Genomic DNA, 18638 nt, shown 5'->3' on the forward strand with positions numbered 1-18638 from the left:
ATGTCAAACCAACCCACTTATACTGACCAGCAGGCGGCTGCCATCAGCACGCGTGATGTTTCGATTGCGCTATCTGCTGGTGCCGGTTGTGGAAAAACGTTTGTTTTGACACAGCGGTTTCTGAAACTGATTGAGCCAGGCACGCCCACCGATCGGTTGAGTCATATTGTGGCGATTACGTTTACCGAACGTGCGGCTCGTGAAATGCGGGATCGAATCCGTGAGACTTGTCTGGCGCAACTGCGCAACTGTCCTGAGGACGAAGTGGCACACTGGCAGACGGTGATTCGTGGTCTGGATTCCGCGCGGATCAGTACGATTCATTCATTTTGCACTTCAATTCTGCGAAGTCACGCCGTCAGTGCCCGGCTGGATCCTCATTTTGGATTGTTAGAGCAGGGGATGAGTGACACGTTTCTCAGAAAGGTCGTTCGCGAGGCGGTTCACGATCTCTTGAAACAGGAAAACGCGGACGGTATGCAGTTGGTATACCGTTATGGTCTGGAAAAAACGTACGAACTTCTGATCTCGCTGGTTCCACAGCAGTTCCGGATTGAATTCGAACAGTTCGCTGAGATAACTGTCGAACAACTGGCGGGGCGGATGCGTGAATATTGGGAGCAGACCTTTATTCCATTGCAACTGGCGGAAATTGCGAATGCAGAGAGTACACAGTTTTTAGTGAATCTGATGTCCGCGAATGAGCCGACCCATCCTAAAATGCGAGCGAGGTTTCAAGTGCTACTCGCGCGGCTTCCTGAATTAATTAACGGGTCAGCAAAGCTGCGCGGGGAATTATTGGAGACCTTGATCAGTCATGCCAAAGTGCAGGGGGCGGGGACCAAAAAAGACTGGGAGGACGTGACTGTTTATGAACAGATCAAAGATGGGTTTTCTGCATTACGGGGATCGCTGGGAAAAATTTATGAAAGTCTTGTGCCAGATCCTGCTCAATTTCAAATGGCGGCCGAATATAGTCTGGTCGTTTTAAAAGTCACCAAATATGTGGCGAAACGTTATCAGCAGAGCAAAGCAGAAAAAGGGCTGCTCGATTTTGATGACCTATTGTTACAGACGCGGGATCTGTTTCGCCGCGATCCGCTCGCTAAGCAGCGGGCGGCTGCCGGGATTGAGTTTTTGATGGTGGATGAATTTCAGGATACCGACCCGGTGCAGAGCGAAATTGTGCGTTCGCTGTGTGGTCAGGATCTGTTGACCGGCAAACTCTTTTTAGTGGGCGATGCGAAGCAGTCGATCTATCGTTTCCGTCGCGCTGATCCGGAAGTGTTTCATCAACTGCGGATGGAAATACCGGAACCGGGGCGTCTGCCACTGAGTACAAATTTTCGCAGTCAGCCGGCGATCTTGAATTTTACGAACTGCCTGTTTGCCTCAGCGATGGAACACTATTACGAACCCTTAATGCCCTTCGATCCGGAACAGCATTCACCCACTCCGGGCATTGAGTTTCTATTTGCCTCTCCGGATGATCCAGATCTCAAAGGGGCGGATGCCGTACGGGAGACGGAAGCGGAATGGATTGCCGCCCGGATTCGTCAATTGCTGGAAGATGAAACGCCACGAATCTGGGCCAAAAATCTAAAGTCTGGTGCACGCGAATTGCGGCGGGTGGAACCGGGCGATATCTGTATTCTGTTTCGCTCTTTGTCGAGTGTCAGTATTTATGAAAAAGCGTTACAGCAGCGGGATCTGGATTATTACCTGGTCGGCGGACGTGCCTTTTATGCCCAGCAGGAAATTTATGACCTGAGTAATCTGTGTCAGTATCTGGATAATCCTGATGACGAATTGAGTTTGCTAGGCGTCTTGCGTTCGCCTTTTTTCAGCCTGTCGGACGATACCATTTATTCGATCGTTCGAAATGCAGGGACACTCTCCGCAGCGATGTTGATGACGCCTTCGGAAGATCTGCAGCCGCGGCAGAAACGTCAGGTTCTGTATGCACAGAATGTAATGGCAGAACTGCGTTCGAAAAAGGACCGCCTGTCACTGGTGGAATTATTGAATCTGGCGTTAGAACGAACCGGTTATGATGCGGCTCTGTTGAATGAATTTCTGGGCGATCGCAAGATTGCGAACCTGAGAAAACTGATTGAGATGGCGCGCAATTTCGAATCAACGGGGCTGTTTACTCTGAAGGATTTTGTGCAGCGGGTCAGAGATTCGATTCTTGAAGAGAGTAAGGAAGAACTGGCGGCGACATTGCCGGAAACGAGTGATGTGATTCGCCTGATGACAATTCACCAGTCCAAAGGGCTCGAATTTCCGATTGTGATTGTGGCTGATCTGGATCGTAAATCTCAAGGGGCTGCGAAAGATCCGTTTTTGCATCCCGAATGGGGGGCCTTACTGCCGCTACCTGCGGTACGTGGGACCGTGCCGGAAAATTATGCGTTCAAGATGCATCGCGTGCTGGAACAGAGGGCCGACGAAGAAGAAACCGTGCGGCTGTTGTATGTCGCTGTCACGCGTGCCGCTGACTATCTGATTCTTTCGGCAGGTTTACCGTACAACCAGAACTATCAATCCCCGTGGATGAAACTTCTGGCACGCCACTTCGAATTGTCAACCGGGTCTCCTGCCATCGATCCTTACCTGGGGCGACTATCATTGGGTGCGATCCCCGCCGATCAGATTCCCGAAATTCGCGTGCATCATCAGAAACCCGAGACTGTAACGAAGGCAGCGAAGAAGCAGAAAACTTTGAAGCCGAGTCAGTTTTTTGAAACGCTGGCGCAGGGGGCGCCGGAAGCATTTCCAATGTCATTTAGAAAGATTCCGCCGCAACGGGAAGAGCGAACGCATGTCAGCGTGTCTTCTCTGGAAGTCATCGATGCGGAATTGCAGCAGTTCCCAATTCATTTTCAGGAGCCGTTAACAGGGGGGGCGTCTCTGACGGCCGAAGAAGCGACCCAGCTGGGGACCTTGACGCATGAGGTCATCGAACGTCTGGATCCACAGCGACCCGAACAGGCGGCCCGGATTGTGGAGTCTGTTCTATACGAGCAGCCTCATCAGATTCAGGAAAAGTTACGGCCCTTGATCACGCGTCAAATATCTGCCTGGTACGATTCTGATCTGTGTCAGATGCTGCAGTCGGCGCGGGTGCATTATCGGGAACTCGATTTCCTGTTACGCTGGCCTGATTCGACCTCGGGGGCCGAAAGCGATCCGATTACGGTTACCGGGACGATTGATGCGGTTTTGCAGACAGCTGAGGGGCGTTGGGTCGTCTTGGATTACAAAACCGGTTCCCGCCTATCGCAATTGACAGAAGAACAGCTGATTGAAGAGTATGAATTTCAGTTAGGAGTGTATACACTGGCGGCAGAGCAACTCATTGGAGGCCGACCCGAATCAATTGGTTTGGCAGTGGTGCATGATACCGTCCGTTTTGTAGAATTCGATTTGAATCCGACGCGACTCGATGAGATTGCCGGGAGGCTGTCACAAGCGGTTTCCCAATTGAATCAACCTATGCCAGCGACAGAAAGTCGTTAAACCGTTCCATGTCCAGTGAGTCACATTCCGAGCTTGATTGCGTTCGTCAGCTGTACGATGCTCCTGAAATTTTTGAGCTGATCCAACAGCATTCCGGATCAGAATTCCAGCTGCAGAAACAGTTGCGACAAACCTATTCTCATGAAATGGTGCGGGCGGCGTTAACCTTATCCGAACTACGGATCCGAGGGCGTGCCAAATTTTCTAAAGCAGACCAGATGTGGTTCGACCGCAAAAGTCTGGAACAGGCGACACCCGAACTGGTTTCTCAGCATAAAGCGACGCGTTTTTCTGGAACAGTTTATGATTTTTGCAGTGGCATGGGAGGGGATCTGATTGCGCTGGCAAAACACGCGCGTGTGACGGGCGTTGATCTGGAACCGCTGCTGTGTCAGTTTGCACTGTGGAACAGTGACGTTTACGGCGTGTCGGATTCGGTGAGCGTGTTAAATTCTCGCCTGGAAGACATTCAGGATCGCGAGGGTCGATTGCACATTGACCCTGATCGGCGGCCTCACTCTGGGGGAAAAGTGATCCGGATTGAAGATTATCTACCCAGCCTGGAGACACTGCTGGCGTTGATCGAGCAGTTTCAAGGAGGGGCGATCAAGCTTAGTCCTGCCAGTAATTTTTCTGGAAAGTTTCCCGGCACCGAGGTGGAGTTGATCAGTCTGAATGGCGAATGTAAGGAGGCCACGATCTGGTTTGGTGATCTGGCAGGCGAGCAGGAATATCGCGCGACTGCCATTTCCAAAACGGGCAAGGTCGACAGTATTGCCGGTCATCCGATGGATGCGTTTGTGAATATCACGGAGCCGGGCGCTTATGTTTATGATCCCGATCCGGCGATCGTCCGTTCCGGGTTACTCGATGTGGCCGCGGATCAATATGGGGTGAGTCGCTTAGACCCTGAAGAAGAATATCTGACGTCCATGGAAGCGGTGGAGTCTCCTTTTTTCAGACGTTTTCGAGTTTTGGATGAGTTGCCGAACAATGACCGGGATCTGAAAAAGTATTTCCGGTCTGCCGATTTTGGGCAACTGGAAATCAAGTGCCGTCGTATTCCGGTTTCGATTGAAGCGTTGCGACGCAAGCTGTCTTTAAAAGGGGATGCAGCGGGGGTATTGATCATTGCCCGCTTGCAGGGGAAATCGCGGGCGCTGATCTGTGAACGCGAATAATTCAACAGCTTGAGTCGTTGAGTGGCAGTTCTGCGCAAAAAAAAACGAGAGCCGGTGAAAGGCTCTCGCTCGTATGGTGTTGATTCCCGTTGACGTTGGATGGACTGATTTACTGTGCCTGTCGGAACTGGAAGCGGTCCATGGGAAGCAGTTGTTGTGGCGCTCCCGGTGCATTGTTAAACACGAAAGAGAATGCATAGCAGACCACCATTCCGGAAGTCATTTCTGCGACATACAGTCCGCCTTCGGCAAACTGGGCACGCCCTTGAGCGGGTAAATTGACATCACCCGAAACAATGACGTAATGCGGTTTTGCAGTCGGATCGACGTTGAAGTCGGCAGCCAGGTTTCGAAAATAAGCGTGCGTAAACTTACCCGATCGCGAGTTCAAAACGGCGCCCTGCAGACGTCCGGTCAGAAAGTCGAGTACGAAGACCCCTTCTGCGTTTCCGTTTCGAGTCGGAACCGTGGTAATGGCAAAGCGATCACCATCGCGGTCAGTTGCTACTGCGAAGGCTGGTTCGTGTGGCCAGAAGTAGGATAAACACATGCCGCAAATGATGCCGACTGTCAGCCATAGAAATCGGCGTTCCCCAATTCGATTTTTCACCACAAATGCCTCCCGGTGCTGTTTGTTTTCAGATGGAGTATGAGATTTCTCACTCCACCAAAGATTTGAAATCTGAAAATGTTGAAAACTGGAATCTGAATTTGCTCTACGAATTATAGAGACAAGTCTTGTTTATTGTACCCAAGAACGGAAATCCTCGCCAGAGTTATTTGCGGGCAAAAATCGGAAAGTGCCTCCGGTGAAAAGCCCCAATCATTGCTCCCGATAATTGCCGTTGGTTGTAATTCTGAACGTGCAAAAGTATGCTGCTTTGTAAGGAACCGTCTTCAGGACTGGTCAGATTCAACATCTCGCTGCTCAACTCTAACTCGTCTCGTGGTACGGGTATAGAATGAATCATCAAGAGGAAGGAAGTCAACAATGGAAACTATGAACGGTCAACTCAATCGTAAATTGCGGATGGCACTTGTAGGTGGGGGACAGGGTTCGTTTATCGGTCGGGTTCATTCCATCGCCGCCTGTCTGGATAATCGGGCCGAACTGGTGGCAGGAGCTCTGTCATCGAATCCCGAAAAAGCAAAAGCATCAGCGCCCGCTTATGATATTAAACCAGACCGGGCCTATGGTTCCATTGAAGAACTTGTCGAGAAAGAGTCGGCTCTGCCGGAAGATCAGCGGATTGATTTCATCAGCATTGCGACGCCCAACTTTACCCATTTTCCGATTGCGAAAACGGCTATCGAAGCCGGGTTCAATGTGATTTGCGATAAGCCGATGACCTTCGACCTGGCGCAAGCGGAAGAATTGAAAACACTCGTCGAGAAATCAGGCGTGGTGTTTGCCGTCAGTCATAATTACACTGGGTATCCTCTCGTGCGGATGGCGCGGGAAATGATTCTGTCGGGGGAACTGGGCGAGATCCAGGCCATTCGATCCAATTATATTCAGGGGTGGTTGCGTTCTCGTCTGGAAGAGGAAGAACAAAAACAGGCTGCCTGGCGAACCGATCCTGCGAAATCGGGAGCAGCCGGTGCCTTTGGTGATATCGCCACGCACGCCTATAACCTGGGCCGCTATATGACGGGACTTTTGCCCGAAGAAATTTCATGCAACTTGAAGATATTCGCCCCCGGTCGCCAGTTAGATGATTATGGTCATGCTTTGATTCGTTTCCAAAACGGAGCACTAGGCACAGTGACCGCCAGCCAGATTTCACATGGCCGCGAAAATGACCTGTCTATTGAGATCGACGGCACCAAAGGTGCATTGAGCTGGCGACAGGAAGACCCGAATCAGATGGTGATCCGTCGCAACGGGCAACCGCATTCGCTTTACACACGCGATCCGAATGCTCCGTTCATGAATGAGATGGGAGCCGCCGCCTGTCGATTACCCTCTGGTCATCCGGAAGGATTCTATGAAGCGTTCGCCAATATTTACCGTGGGACTTATGACGCGATAATCAACCGAATTACCGGACAGCCTTTCGAACCCAAAAACACGATCTACCCGAACGTGTATGATGGGGTGGAAGGAATGTTCTTTATTCAGCAGTCGGTTGCCAGCAGTCATGAAAATGGTGCCTGGCTACCGTTTCAGTGTGAGAGCGCCCGTAGTTAACCCGACTTCGGGTTGATCGAAGTGATTTCATTTACGGACATTAATTAAAAAAAATCGGGAAGTTGGTGTTTTATGAAGAACATTCCACTGCACTATCAAATTCTAGTTGCTTTGATCGCAGGGACACTTCTCGGTTTTGTTTTTAATCCTGGTGAAATTTCGCTGGAAGATCTGTCACTGACGATCAAACCATCGGACGGGGGTTATCAGGTTTCACAGGAAAACGGAGCCCAGGACCAGAAAGAGTATCAATTCAAAGACCGCGCGGAGTTACTCAAGCGGTATCCCGAATTGAAGGGCCTGTATGCCAAAAAAGAGCTTGAGAAACCGGTGACACTGGAAGTCACCGGTCGCTCCATTCACATTGTTGATTCATTCAAGAAAGTCGAATTGACTTACACCCGGACTGTGAATAAGCAGGGTACTGTGACTTCGTATTCTGCGCCGAGCGGTGACGCGTTGGTGAAAACCTATCCGCAGTGGAAGGTCGACTATCAGTTGTTTGGGATCGGTATTTCTCAAAAAGTGATGGCGATTTCCAAATGGGTCGGGGACTTGTTTCTACGGTTACTGAAAATGGTGACGATCCCTCTGATTGTGACCTCGTTGATCACCGGAATTGCCAGTCTGGGGAATGCAGCTCGGTTTGGAGCCATGTTTTCCCGGACGATGCTGTATTATCTTTCCACCAGTCTGCTGGCGATTTTTACCGGGATTTTTGTGGTGAATCTGCTTCGTCCTGGTATTGGGGCTGTGTTACCAGGGGGCAATGGGTCTCTCTCTTCTGGTCAGGAATCGATCAGTTCTATTTTTCTGGATATGATTAATCGATTAGTTCCGACGAACATCATTCACTCTTTGGGTGAAGGAGAATTTCTTTCGATCATTTCGTTCAGCATGCTGACTGGAATATTTATTCTGCTGGTGGGGGGAAAGCATGGCAAAGTCATGACGGACTTTTTTCAGGCCGGTTTTCAAGTCATGATGCGGATGACGATGTTCATTATCAGCTTGGCGCCGATTGGCGTGCTGGCGTTTATGGTATATGCAGTCTCGTCTCAGGGGATTGAAATTTTCAAGATACTGAGCTGGTATATGGCGGCCGTTTTTCTGGCGTTATTGATTCATGCGGTGGTCATTTTACCCTGCCTGCTGAAGTTTGTGGCGCGGCGTTCCCCAATTGAATTCGCCCGTGCGATGAGTCCGGCATTGATGACGGCATTTTCAACCGCATCATCGAATGGGACGCTGCCTTTGACAATGAGTTGTGTCGAAGAAAACGCGGGGATTTCCAACGAAGTCAGTTCGTTTGTGCTTCCGCTGGGCGCGACGATCAATATGGATGGTACGGCTTTGTATGAAGCGGTGGCAGTGCTGTTCATCGCGCAGGCGTATACTGGGGAAGTGATGCCGATTTCCCAGCAGCTTGTCGTTGCGATTACGGCTTTACTGGCGAGCGTTGGTGCAGCCGGCATCCCCCATGCGGGGCTGGTGATGATGGCGATTGTCTTACAGGCGGTTGGCCTGCCACTTGAGGCACAGGGAATCATCATCGCAGTGGACCGGGTTCTGGATATGTGTCGAACTTCGGTCAATGTCTGGAGTGATTCCTGTGGCTGTGCAGTTATCGAACGCTACCGCTAAGAGATTGCGGCAAAAGTTACCTGGTTCCAAGTTAACTGGAAGCTGCTAAAAACCGGGGTTGGTCAGGAATTCCTGAGGGATAACCAATTCAACCGTCACAACCGGATGCGGGGGTGTTTTGCCAGCCCCCGCCAGTCGATAGAAGGATACAGAGCAATCCGCTCAGTTTCTCGCATTTTTTGTATCGGCGCTTCTTGGATCAGGTGAAATGGAACAAACAATCACTCCGCCTCAGGAATGGGTTCAGACCATTTGTGACCAGTTTTCGGAAATCACCGGCTGGCCTTTACGGTTCACGCCAGCTAAGCCGGGAGAGCGAAAATCGCTGGAAGCAGAGTTGTGCCGAAGTGAGAAATATTGCTGGTATGAATCGATAGAAGATGGCAATCGCTGTCTGGGTTATCTGTATCTCTCACTCCCTGATGAGACAGCCAACGATCACCTGTTTGTGACGGCAATCAAATTTGCGGAGTTAGTAGGAAGTCTGATTTCGCGCATCGAAACGATGAATTCTTCGCTAGAGACGAAGGATAAAGAAGTCACCACGCTGGTGGATGTCGGCTTGTCCGTGACGAAACAGGAGGCGCTACAGGATTCATTGCAAAAACTTCTGGAAGCCGCATTGCAGCTCACTGGCTTTCGCGCTGCGGGTTTCTTTTTATTGAACTCGGAATCAAATCAGTTATCACTCCGAGTTCAGTATTGTCTGACTGCATTTGAGATTCCCTTTCATCGCCGAAAGTTATCGGAATCTCCCCCTGATTTGGAAGCATTCGCCAAAGAGGGGCTGATTATCAATCGCCAGGACACACCGGAACTGGCGCGCTGGTTACCAGAAGGTTGTCTGACGGGGATGTGTGTTTCGGTGCAGTCTGAATCGGGGCCGTTTGGGACTCTGTGGGCGTTCGACCGACGTGCCCGTCATTTGAATGAGCGGGATATCCATGTTTTGAAATCCATTGGTGCGCAGGTCAGTACGATTCTGGAACGAGCCGTCTTAATCAAAGAGAGCCAGAACCAAATACGTCTGAAAAAAGAACTCAAAGTGATTTCGGAATCCTTTCCAGCGGAATTTGCCGAGGAATCGACGCGGGATCGTGACTTTCAGATTGCGGTCCAGGCCATCAGTCATCATGAAGTGGGTGGCGATTTATGCGAATTCGTTTCACTGGGTCCTCACGTGACCTGTTTTGCATTGGGTGATGCTTCGGGTGATAGTATTCCTGCCGCCGTTGTGATGGCTTCGGTCCGGGGGGCCTTACGGACGTTGACGGAAGGGCCGATCGAACAGGCGAAAGATACTCGTTTTGTGATTGGACGAATCAATACTGCGCTCTATCATACCTCACTCCCGCATCAGTTTATGAGCATGATGTATGGTGTGATCGATACTCAAAACCGAACATTTACCTATACCAATGCAGGACATCCCGCGCCATTCTGGGTGCATAAGGGGAAGATCACAAGCTTAACATCGCATGGAATGTTATTGGGGGTTACGGAATCAAACGAGTACGATTATTCCGTGATTCCAATTTGCACGAACGATATTGTGGTTGGCTTCAGTGATGGAATCAGTGAAGCGATGAGCAGCGAACGCAAAATGTTTCGCTCGGACGGGATTATGAATGTCCTGAAAGGTCACACTGAAGATTCAGCTGAGGAAGTGATGCTGGGGATCTGGACCAAACTCCAAAAACATCTGGAAGGTGGAAACGACGGCGATGACCGGACGTTGATGGTCCTGAAATTCGCTCGGTATATCGGGGATTAAATCAGCAAACCGCAGCAGTCTCTGCTAGCCGACAACGCGAAATCGGGGGCGATCTTCATTGGTACGTGACGTCTGTGACGTCTGGTTGCTGTCCCATTCTGGTGGTGCTTCCGCAGTAAATTCAATGCTGGAATCCGAGTCTGTTGTCTGCGACAATTTCAGCTCCGGTTTGGTCGTAGCGACCATTTCCGTTCGACTTGGTTTGGGCACTGGTTGCTGAATCCAGCGGTTGATGCGTAAGAGTTGTGACCGCGGCGCTGTAATGGGGAAATGCGAGCAGCGGTAGCTTTTTTGATTCTGATTTTTCCACATGTCGGCGAACTGAGGATTGAGCAATGACAGGTTCAGCGATGGTTCTCCATCGTGAATCGATTGCTGAATCATGCGGGAGACCAGAGTCGTGATGACTTCTGGGGACGCGTTTTTCTGGCGGCCTAATGCGAGGTAATCGGTGCCTTGTGCATGCTGTAAGCCGTAAGCACAGGCAACCAGTGTATGATTGATAAACAGGGCGTCAATCCGTGCGAGACCTGCGCGAACGGCAGGACCATGTATTTCGCGGAGAAAGGCCAGTTTCCTGCTGTTTGCATAAGAACCACCGGCGATCGTGGTCTGGTTTCCGTATGAGAATTCCATCTGTTCGAATTCGGTCCAGAGATCCCAGCGGGGATTCCAGCCGGGCGCGAGCGGATCTTCCAGCCGTGAACGATAAAAGGCGACGTGTCCCGCTTTGGACGTGATCTGTTCTGCGGAATGAATCTGTTGTTGTGTCTGAGATGAGCGACTGCCGAGATAAGTGCTCCAGTTTGTATCTTGTGTCTTTACAAGAGGAAGCTGCTGCCAGACGGCCTGGCTTCCCTGAAAAGCGACCGACTTGAATGCATTGGAAGTTCGTTGGCGGTCGAGACCATCCTGATCAATATACCGCAGGTCTATCAGATCCCAATCACGCTTAGAAGTGCGAATGTGCCTCATGGCGGTGACCATGGTGGCGGCTGGGTTCTGCCCAATCTGGCTAAAGAATGCGCCCCAGCCATCGAGTGGATAGGTGAGGACGCGCATGGTTCCCATTTTGGTGGGAACCGGTTTCACAACCAGGGGCACGATACCGATGACTTTATTTCCCAGCGTGACCATCAGCGTGCGCAGTTTGAGATCCTGGCCGAAGTGCTCCCAGTACTGTTCCAGCCACTCAGGAGAATGGGCGAACGTGACTCCTTTGGTTTTGCCGAGCAGGGAACGCCATGCCAGCCGAAAATTATCAATGCGATCGATGTCATTGATTTCAGCAACTGTGATCATAGTGCGCTCCGGTACTGGCTGAGATGAGACGAGTGATTACATCATTTGTAAATGCACTTGAACTAGAATCGCAACAATCATGCCACTTTCCCGGTTGAGGGAGCCTGTTTCCTTTATTTCCCTTGGGAAAACGCGGTCGACACAGAATGCACCGATAAAGCGTTGGGAATATACTGGTTATCATTACACGAAGACGCAGTTATTAGCTGTCAGCCGGTACTGTGAACTGACGACGCGCTATCGCGATGTTGTTTTTTCTCAACATGACTCAAATTCGTGTTGAGAAAAAACAACGTAATTTATGCTCTGACTTCTCAGCTTCCCAGTTTTTTGAGTGCTGCTTCTGCTGCTTTTTTCACGTTTAGATCTTTATCTTTGGTAGCGGTTTTCAGCGCTGTAATGATCTCAGGAGTATTGATGCCAAATTCTCCCAGGCTGATCGCCGCTTCCAGGCGGGCATCCGGATTTGGGTGTTCTGTGACAAGTTCCGTCATCGCGGGGGCTGCTGTTTTGGCTCTTTGAGGGCTTGGATCAATTTTCGTTAATGCCCACAGAGTGATTGCGTTTTCATCTTTGCTGTTTTTCGCGAGTTCTTTTTCCAGAATCGGAACTGCAGAATTCGCTAGTTTTCCAAAACGGGCCAATGCATAAGTGGCAGCCACGCGTAACATGGGGTTGTCAGAACTTACGTAGGGAGTGATCAACGGAATGGCAGAAGCAGCTGGTGGTCCGATTTCTGCCAAAGCCGTAATCAGTTCAAAAACGACACCCTGATTCTGTTCCATTTTGAGGGCTTGGGTGAGATTTGGTGTTGCTGATTTTGCCAGCGGACCCGAGAGTGAGATGGCATTGGCTGCTTCTCTACGGAGCAGGGGGTTTTCATCGGCAAGTACCTTAATCAATCCAGGCAGTGCCGCTTTCACGGTTGCGGGATCGGTGGGGTTGGCTCTTAAGAGTGCCCAGGCACAGACCGTACGAAATCGTTCGTCTTCGGTGGTGGATTCCGCGTACTTTTTAATGAGTGGCAATACTTTTTTACTACCGATTTTTGAAAGGGCATACACGGCTGTGTTTCTAGTTTTTCCTGTGGAGTCTTCCAGGATTTTTAGTAGCTCCGGTTCGACTGAGATTGCCGCTGGGCCCATTTCTCCGAGACTGATAATCGCGGTCTCGCGAATATCGGCGTCGGAAGATTTTGTGAGTTTCACCAATTCCGGGATGGCTGCTTTTGAGGATGCACCGATCTCACCCAAAACATGAATCGCCAGCAGTTTCAGGCGAGAATCTTTGATTAACATTTCATTTAACGAGGAAACAGACGCCTCACCAATGGATGCCAGAGCAGAGGCGCTCGTCAGGGTTAAAGAGGTCGGTCCCGCTTGCATGGCAGCGGCAAGCTGCGGGACAGCAGCAGAGGCATTCGGGCCAATTTCTCCCAGTGCCGATGCCGCATCAAGCTTGACATTCAGATCAGAGTCGGAAAGCAGTTTGATTAATTCTGGCACTGCTGATTTTGCTTCTGCTCCAAAATCACCAATCGCAATCGCAGCCTGTGCACGTACAATGGGAGAGGAACTGCTCAGCAATTTGGTTAAGGCGGGGACCACTTCCTCTGGCTTGGCATTGATCGATCCCAAGGCATGAGCCGCGTGCCAGACGAGGTTCTGATCTTCCGAGTTCAATACCTTCAGTAAAGTGGGAATTGCTGTTTCGCCTCGAACTCCCATTTGCGCTAAAACATCACAGATTTTCCCACATTCGGAATGATGATCTGCGGAGTGTTCTTTCTTTAGTGCTGCGAGCAATGGTTTGACTGCCGGTTCACCGATTTCGGAAAGTGCGACGGCAGCATCGGAACTCACTTCATTAATTGAGACCTCAAGGCTGCTGAGTAATGCCTTGATTACCTGATTCTGATTTTCTTTGTTTTCCGGATCAACAGACCAGAGCGCCCAGGCGGCAGCAACTTTGATGTAGGAATTATTGCTATCTAATAATGGTGCCATTTGTTTTGCTGCGGGGCGCGAAGCAGGACCAATAAGCCTTAAGGCTTGCAGTGCATTAAACTTGAGAATGACAGAATTACTTCGCAGGAGTTTTGTAAGTTCAGGAACAGCAGGGGCTGCAGCGGGACCAATCTTTCCCAACGCGATAATGGCTTCACTCCGCGAAGAGACGGAACCGCCTTTGACCACGCGAATCAGTGCGGGAACTGCGGTTTTGGAAACCGGGCCAAGCTCTCCCAGTTGATGTGCGGCCAATGCCTGTTTTTCTTCATTCTCACTGTCTAACTCAATAATCAGCAAATTGATGTCAGGAGCTTGTGCAGAGACGAAATCGGAAGTGAGTAGACAAATCCCTAAAAAAAGTCCTGCTGTTAGTAGCTGACGCATGAGCATAGTTCCTGCTAATCATCGTTGCGAATGCCAGATTTTCCGAAAGGAAAAGAATTCACATTACCTTCTCAAGAAAGACTGGCGAAATTGAAAGGAGAACATTAAACTATAATGTAATAGATATCATGATCTGAGTTCAAAAATCAAGTTATTCTGCTCAGATTCATCAGGAAAACATATAAGCCTTGCTGACAGGAATTGAAAAATTCACGTCGAGGGTGGTTTATTGTCAATTTATGCTTAGAGGTGCGAGATGAAAACAGTGATACGCAAAATGACCCTCTCCGGATTATGTTTGATCATCCTGTTTTCTGCAGGGGATAGGGCAAGCGCTGCTGGCCCGTTCTTCCCGAGACAGACTGTCTATAATTTTGGGGGAGGACTCAGCCCTTCGGTCTATTATGGTAACCGTTGGGGGTATGGTGGTGGCTATTACGGCGGTGGTTATTATGGTGGTAATTGGGGAGATACTCGCTCTTCTTTGATTCGTGCTCAAGGACAAGCCGCTGAGTCTCGATCTAAGGCAATGGTTAACTACCAGGAAGCCAACAGTAAGTATCTTGATAATCAAAAGAAACTGGCTGAGACTTATGTCGCACGCCAAAAAGCACAGCGAGAATCGATGCATGAAGCGGCAGCGATTAAAGACATGCAAGCTCAGCAGCGTCAGGCAGCCATTGATGCACAAGCCGCAAAAAATCGCAAAATGCAAGAATCCGGTTTAAGCCCTTATTTTAATGCGGCTTCTTCTCAGGATAAAGAAACGTTAAGCTCCAGTCAGCTCAATCCTGCGACAGGTGAAATCTCTTGGCCTGAATCACTGATGGGTGATGAATATCAAGCGTCACGCGATAAAATGCAGGAGTTATATTCTTTGAAAAATTCAACAGGTGTGACATCAAGCCTGTCTGGAGAAATTGAGAGTGAAGCGATCGTGATGAAAAATATCCTCCGCGGGCAAATTCGAAACATGCTGCCTAATGATTATCTGTCTGCACGTGGATTCATCGAAGGTCTGGCCAACATGGGTAAGACTGCTTAATCGCTGTAGCTGATAAAGAAACACTTTCGAATGGCTCTCACGTTTACACTGCAGCAAGCGCTCACGGTTCCTCTTGAAGTGATTTCGGTGAATCATGCCTCTGTGAGTGGGCAATCGGTAGATCAGATTCGCGGCCTGCCCGTTTTGCATGGCAATCGTAGGCTGACGATGGGCGATTTTTTTGACGTACAACAAACTTCAAGCGACGAAGATTTACTGGTCTGGTCGGGTGATTGTTCGCGTGTGAAATATATCGGCGCCGGCCTGAACGCGGGACAGATTCGCGTGGAAGGCAACGCCGGAATGCATTTGGGCGCTGAAATGACCGGTGGCGAAATTCTGGTCGAAGGCGATGCTGCCGACTCGATAGCGACCGAGATGAAGGGGGGCACATTATGCATCAAAGGCAACGCCGGCGATCTGGTGGGAGCTGCCTATCCCGGAAGCAAACGGGGCATGAACGGCGGGACGATTTTGATTCACGGGAATGTCGGCAATGAAGCGGGGCACCGCATGCGTCGTGGCACGATTGTGATTGGTGGCACCTCGGGTGAAGCGACAGGCTTCGATATGATTGCCGGTTCAATTTTTTCGTTTGGGAAAATCGGCAGAAGACTGGGAGCCGGCATGCGGCGCGGTACGATTGGTCTGTTTGGCGAATCTGATGAGCCGGAATTGCTGCCGACGTTCAAATATTCGTGTGTGTATCGACCGACGTGGCTTTCTTTTTTTCTGCGAGAATTAAGCACCGCGGGGTTCCCGGTTCCCGACAATTGTTTTGAGAGTGAATATCGACGATACTGTGGGGATTTTCTGGCTCTTGGCAAGGGGGAGATTCTGGTCCGTCAGTGATGAGTGCCGCTCCTTTTGACACTCGCGTTCCTTTTGCTCATGTCTACACAACGTAACATCGCCGATCGACTTCGTCAGTCGGCTCAGGATTACCCTTTCCAAAAAGCAGTTATCTTTCCGGCAGGAAAAGATAAACAGGGCCGTTATGCCTACACCAGCATGACGTTTCAGCAACTTGATCAGGAGAGTGATCGACTGGCCCGTGGTCTGATCCAGCTCGGCGTGAAACCGGGAACCCGGATGGCATTGATGGTCCGGCCTGGTCTGGAATTCATCGCGCTGACATTTGCATTATTCAAAGCGGGCGCTGTGATTATTTTGATCGACCCAGGCATGGGTGGAAAAAATATCATTCGCTGTTTGTCAGAAGTTGAACCGGAAGGCTTCGTGGCGATTCCATTGGCACAGCTCATTCGGAAACTGAAACGGCGATCCTTTCCGAAAGCCCGCTTAAATGTGACTATAGGCAAACCGGTTTTGACATCGGGGCTGGATTATCAATGGTTGCTGGGCGGAGACTGGTCACCGTTCGAAATCGTACAGCGTACGGCGACGGATCCCGCGGCGGTTATCTTCACGAGTGGCAGCACGGGGCCTCCGAAAGGGGTGGCGTACGAACACGGAATGTTCTGGTCGCAGGTGGATCTGTTGCGCGATTATTATCAGATTCAACCGGGAGAAGTCGATCTGCCAGGTTTTCCGCTGTTTGCGTTATTCAATTCAGCAATGGGCGTGACGACGGTCGTTCCCGATATGAATCCGACCAAGCCAGCGCAGGTCGATCCAGAGAAGATCATTCGCCAGATTAACGATCAGGGAGTAACGCAGGCTTTTGGTTCGCCGGCGATGTGGAATCGGATCGGCCGTTATTGTGAGCAGCATCAGATACAACTGCCTTCGTTAAAACGAGTCCTGTCTGCGGGGGCGCCAGTTCCCGTGCATGTGATCGAACGCATGCGAAAGACGTTTGTGAATCCAGAAACCGACATCAATACGCCTTATGGAGCCACCGAATCGCTGCCGGTCGCTTCGATCAGCGGGCGTGAAGTGCTGGAGCAAACATCAGCACAGACGGCATCCGGTGCCGGGACGTGTGTGGGTTCTCCCTTTACGGGAGTGCAGGTGAAAATTATTCAAATTCACAACGAACCGATTGCTTCGATCGAACAGGCAACGGAACTCGCGCCAGGTGAGATCGGAGAGATTATCGTACAAGGGCCGATGGCGACGCGCGAATATTTTCTACGGCCTGAAGCAACGCGGCTGGCGAAAATTTCCGATGGCGAGCGGTTCTGGCATCGGATGGGTGATGTCGGCTATCGTGATGCGGCGGGCAAACTCTGGTTCTGCGGACGCAAAGCACATATAGTCCATACTGCAAGTGGGTCGATGTTCACGATTTGTTGTGAGGCGATTTTCAACCAGCATCGGCATATCTATCGCAGTGCACTAGTGGGGGTTGGCGATGCAACGGCGCAGAAGCCGGTGATTATTGTGGAACCGGAGCAGGGGGACTTCCCTGAAAGTCAATCCGCCCGTGATCAACTAACACAGGAACTGCTGGCATTAGGGCAGGCTAATCCATTAACCGAGTCGATTGAAACGATTTTGTTTCATCGTTCGTTGCCTGTCGATATTCGGCACAATGTAAAAATCTTTCGCGAAAAACTGGTACCCTGGGCAGAGAAACAGATCCGATGAACGTACTTGTTACCGGGGGAGGCGGCTTCCTTGGTCTGTATATAGTGGAGCAGTTGGTTGAAGCGGGGGAGACGGTTCGTGTCTTCTGTCGTGGTGAATATCCGCGTCTTAGCGAATTGAACGTTGAAACGGTGCAGGGGGATATTCGTGATGCAACTGCCGTTATGCAGGCTTGTGAGGGAATCGACACGGTTTATCATACGGCGGCGGTTTCCGGAATCTGGGGGCCGTGGGATTATTTCTATAGTATCAATACGCAGGGAACGCTGAATATTCTTGAAGCTTGCAAAACGCAAGGTGTGTCCCGGTTGATTTATACGAGTTCGCCTAGCGTGGTTTATGATGGCGCTGCGCATGAAAATGCGACAGAAAAGTTGCCTTACAGCGAGCATTTTCTCTGTCATTATCCGCATACGAAAATGCTTGCAGAAAAAGCAGTGTTGGCGGCCAATGGTGAAAACGGACTGGCTACGGTGGCGCTCCGGCCGCATTTAATCTGGGGGCCGCGCGATAATCATTTGATTCCCCGGTTAATTCAACGCGCCAAATCCGGTCGTTTGCGGCAGGTGGGAGACGGGACCAATCTGGTTTCGATGAGTTATGTGGAGAACGCGGCAGCCGCTCACTTACAGGCAGCCGCCCGACTGTTTGCTGATTCCCCGGTCGGAGGGCAGGCTTATTTTATCAATGAGCCGGAGCCGGTGTTGTTATGGGAGTGGATCAATCAGCTATTGGGTCTGGCGGAATTAACGCCGGTACAGAAACAGATTTCCGTTACAGCGGCCAAGCGGATCGGGGGTGTGATGGAATTTTTGTATCGCATATTGCATCTGCCTGGCGAACCGCCGATGACGCGTTTTCTGGCATCACAACTGAGCAGCTCGCATTATTACGACATCAGCCGCGCCCGGCATGATTTTGGCTATCAACCGATTGTTGACTATGCAGAGGCGATGCGACGCCTGGAGCCGGAATTGAAGCGTCTCGCTGCACAATAGTTCTGCCTGATTTCCCTCGCGAATGCTTTCAGAAA

Annotated in this window: 12 protein-coding genes; 9 read left to right on the forward strand and 3 right to left on the reverse strand. The window is 50.5% G+C overall.

Going from position 1 to position 18638, the window contains the following annotated elements:
• Nucleotides 1-3522, forward strand: coding sequence for a UvrD-helicase domain-containing protein (locus AAC022_RS14595; RefSeq protein ID WP_339732036.1), 3522 nt, complete (start codon nucleotides 1-3; stop codon nucleotides 3520-3522).
• A gap of 8 nt (nucleotides 3523-3530) precedes the next feature.
• Nucleotides 3531-4703, forward strand: coding sequence for a class I SAM-dependent methyltransferase (locus AAC022_RS14600; protein WP_339732038.1), 1173 nt, complete (start codon nucleotides 3531-3533; stop codon nucleotides 4701-4703).
• A gap of 109 nt (nucleotides 4704-4812) precedes the next feature.
• Here the strand turns inward: AAC022_RS14600 and AAC022_RS14605 are convergent, their stop codons facing one another.
• Nucleotides 4813-5313 (reverse strand): hypothetical protein, encoded by a 501-nt coding sequence (locus AAC022_RS14605; RefSeq protein WP_339732040.1) that lies wholly within the window; start codon nucleotides 5311-5313, stop codon nucleotides 4813-4815.
• A gap of 381 nt (nucleotides 5314-5694) precedes the next feature.
• On the opposite strand from AAC022_RS14605, the gene AAC022_RS14610 reads away from it, so the two are divergent.
• From AAC022_RS14610 to AAC022_RS14620, 3 genes are all read left to right on the forward strand, one after another.
• A complete protein-coding gene (locus AAC022_RS14610; protein ID WP_339732041.1) occupies nucleotides 5695-6894 on the forward strand; it encodes a Gfo/Idh/MocA family oxidoreductase in 1200 nt (399 codons plus the stop codon).
• Nucleotides 6895-6966: 72 nt separating this feature from the next.
• A complete protein-coding gene (locus tag AAC022_RS14615; RefSeq protein WP_339732043.1) occupies nucleotides 6967-8538 on the forward strand; it encodes a dicarboxylate/amino acid:cation symporter in 1572 nt (523 codons plus the stop codon).
• Between the two features lie 208 nt (nucleotides 8539-8746).
• Nucleotides 8747-10312, forward strand: coding sequence for a GAF domain-containing SpoIIE family protein phosphatase (locus AAC022_RS14620; RefSeq protein WP_339732045.1), 1566 nt, complete (start codon nucleotides 8747-8749; stop codon nucleotides 10310-10312).
• A gap of 24 nt (nucleotides 10313-10336) precedes the next feature.
• Here the strand turns inward: AAC022_RS14620 and AAC022_RS14625 are convergent, their stop codons facing one another.
• On the reverse strand, nucleotides 10337-11614 hold the full coding sequence (locus tag AAC022_RS14625; RefSeq protein ID WP_339732046.1) for a hypothetical protein: 1278 nt from the start codon (nucleotides 11612-11614) through the stop codon (nucleotides 10337-10339).
• A 314-nt stretch (nucleotides 11615-11928) separates the two neighbouring features.
• The gene (locus AAC022_RS14630; protein ID WP_339732048.1) at nucleotides 11929-14007 is read right to left on the reverse strand and encodes a HEAT repeat domain-containing protein; all 2079 of its coding nucleotides are present in this window, start codon (nucleotides 14005-14007) and stop codon (nucleotides 11929-11931) included.
• Between the two features lie 256 nt (nucleotides 14008-14263).
• On the opposite strand from AAC022_RS14630, the gene AAC022_RS14635 reads away from it, so the two are divergent.
• The 4 genes from AAC022_RS14635 to AAC022_RS14650 are packed head-to-tail and all read left to right on the forward strand — an operon-like array spanning nucleotide 14264 to nucleotide 18603.
• The gene (locus AAC022_RS14635; protein WP_339732050.1) at nucleotides 14264-15052 is read left to right on the forward strand and encodes a hypothetical protein; all 789 of its coding nucleotides are present in this window, start codon (nucleotides 14264-14266) and stop codon (nucleotides 15050-15052) included.
• Between the two features lie 30 nt (nucleotides 15053-15082).
• A complete protein-coding gene (locus AAC022_RS14640) occupies nucleotides 15083-15904 on the forward strand; it encodes a formylmethanofuran dehydrogenase subunit C (protein WP_339732052.1) in 822 nt (273 codons plus the stop codon).
• Between the two features lie 39 nt (nucleotides 15905-15943).
• Nucleotides 15944-17605, forward strand: a complete 1662-nt coding sequence (locus tag AAC022_RS14645; protein ID WP_339732054.1) for a fatty acid CoA ligase family protein — start codon at nucleotides 15944-15946, stop codon at nucleotides 17603-17605.
• Nucleotides 17602-18603 carry an NAD-dependent epimerase/dehydratase family protein gene (locus AAC022_RS14650; protein ID WP_339732056.1) on the forward strand — a complete coding sequence of 334 codons (1002 nt, stop codon included), beginning with the start codon at nucleotides 17602-17604 and terminating at the stop codon, nucleotides 18601-18603. Before AAC022_RS14645 ends, AAC022_RS14650 begins: the two co-directional genes overlap by 4 nt.
• The last annotated feature ends 35 nt before the right edge of the window (nucleotides 18604-18638 follow it).

This window comes from uncultured Gimesia sp., assembly GCF_963976445.1.
In the GTDB taxonomy this organism is placed as follows: Bacteria; Planctomycetota; Planctomycetia; order Planctomycetales; family Planctomycetaceae; genus Gimesia.

Excerpts from the sequence above, each read along its gene's own strand:
- AAC022_RS14610 (WP_339732041.1), top strand. The coding sequence starts at position 5,695 with ATGGAAACTATGAACGGTCAACTCAATCGTAAATTGCGGATGGCACTT.
- AAC022_RS14645 (WP_339732054.1), top strand. The coding sequence starts at position 15,944 with ATGTCTACACAACGTAACATCGCCGATCGACTTCGTCAGTCGGCTCAG.
- AAC022_RS14630 (WP_339732048.1), bottom strand. The coding sequence starts at position 14,007 with ATGCGTCAGCTACTAACAGCAGGACTTTTTTTAGGGATTTGTCTACTC.
- AAC022_RS14600 (WP_339732038.1), top strand. The coding sequence starts at position 3,531 with ATGTCCAGTGAGTCACATTCCGAGCTTGATTGCGTTCGTCAGCTGTAC.
- AAC022_RS14595 (WP_339732036.1), top strand. The coding sequence starts at position 1 with ATGTCAAACCAACCCACTTATACTGACCAGCAGGCGGCTGCCATCAGC.
- AAC022_RS14640 (WP_339732052.1), top strand. The coding sequence starts at position 15,083 with ATGGCTCTCACGTTTACACTGCAGCAAGCGCTCACGGTTCCTCTTGAA.
- AAC022_RS14625 (WP_339732046.1), bottom strand. The coding sequence starts at position 11,614 with ATGATCACAGTTGCTGAAATCAATGACATCGATCGCATTGATAATTTT.
- AAC022_RS14620 (WP_339732045.1), top strand. The coding sequence starts at position 8,747 with ATGGAACAAACAATCACTCCGCCTCAGGAATGGGTTCAGACCATTTGT.
- AAC022_RS14615 (WP_339732043.1), top strand. The coding sequence starts at position 6,967 with ATGAAGAACATTCCACTGCACTATCAAATTCTAGTTGCTTTGATCGCA.
- AAC022_RS14650 (WP_339732056.1), top strand. The coding sequence starts at position 17,602 with ATGAACGTACTTGTTACCGGGGGAGGCGGCTTCCTTGGTCTGTATATA.
- AAC022_RS14635 (WP_339732050.1), top strand. The coding sequence starts at position 14,264 with ATGAAAACAGTGATACGCAAAATGACCCTCTCCGGATTATGTTTGATC.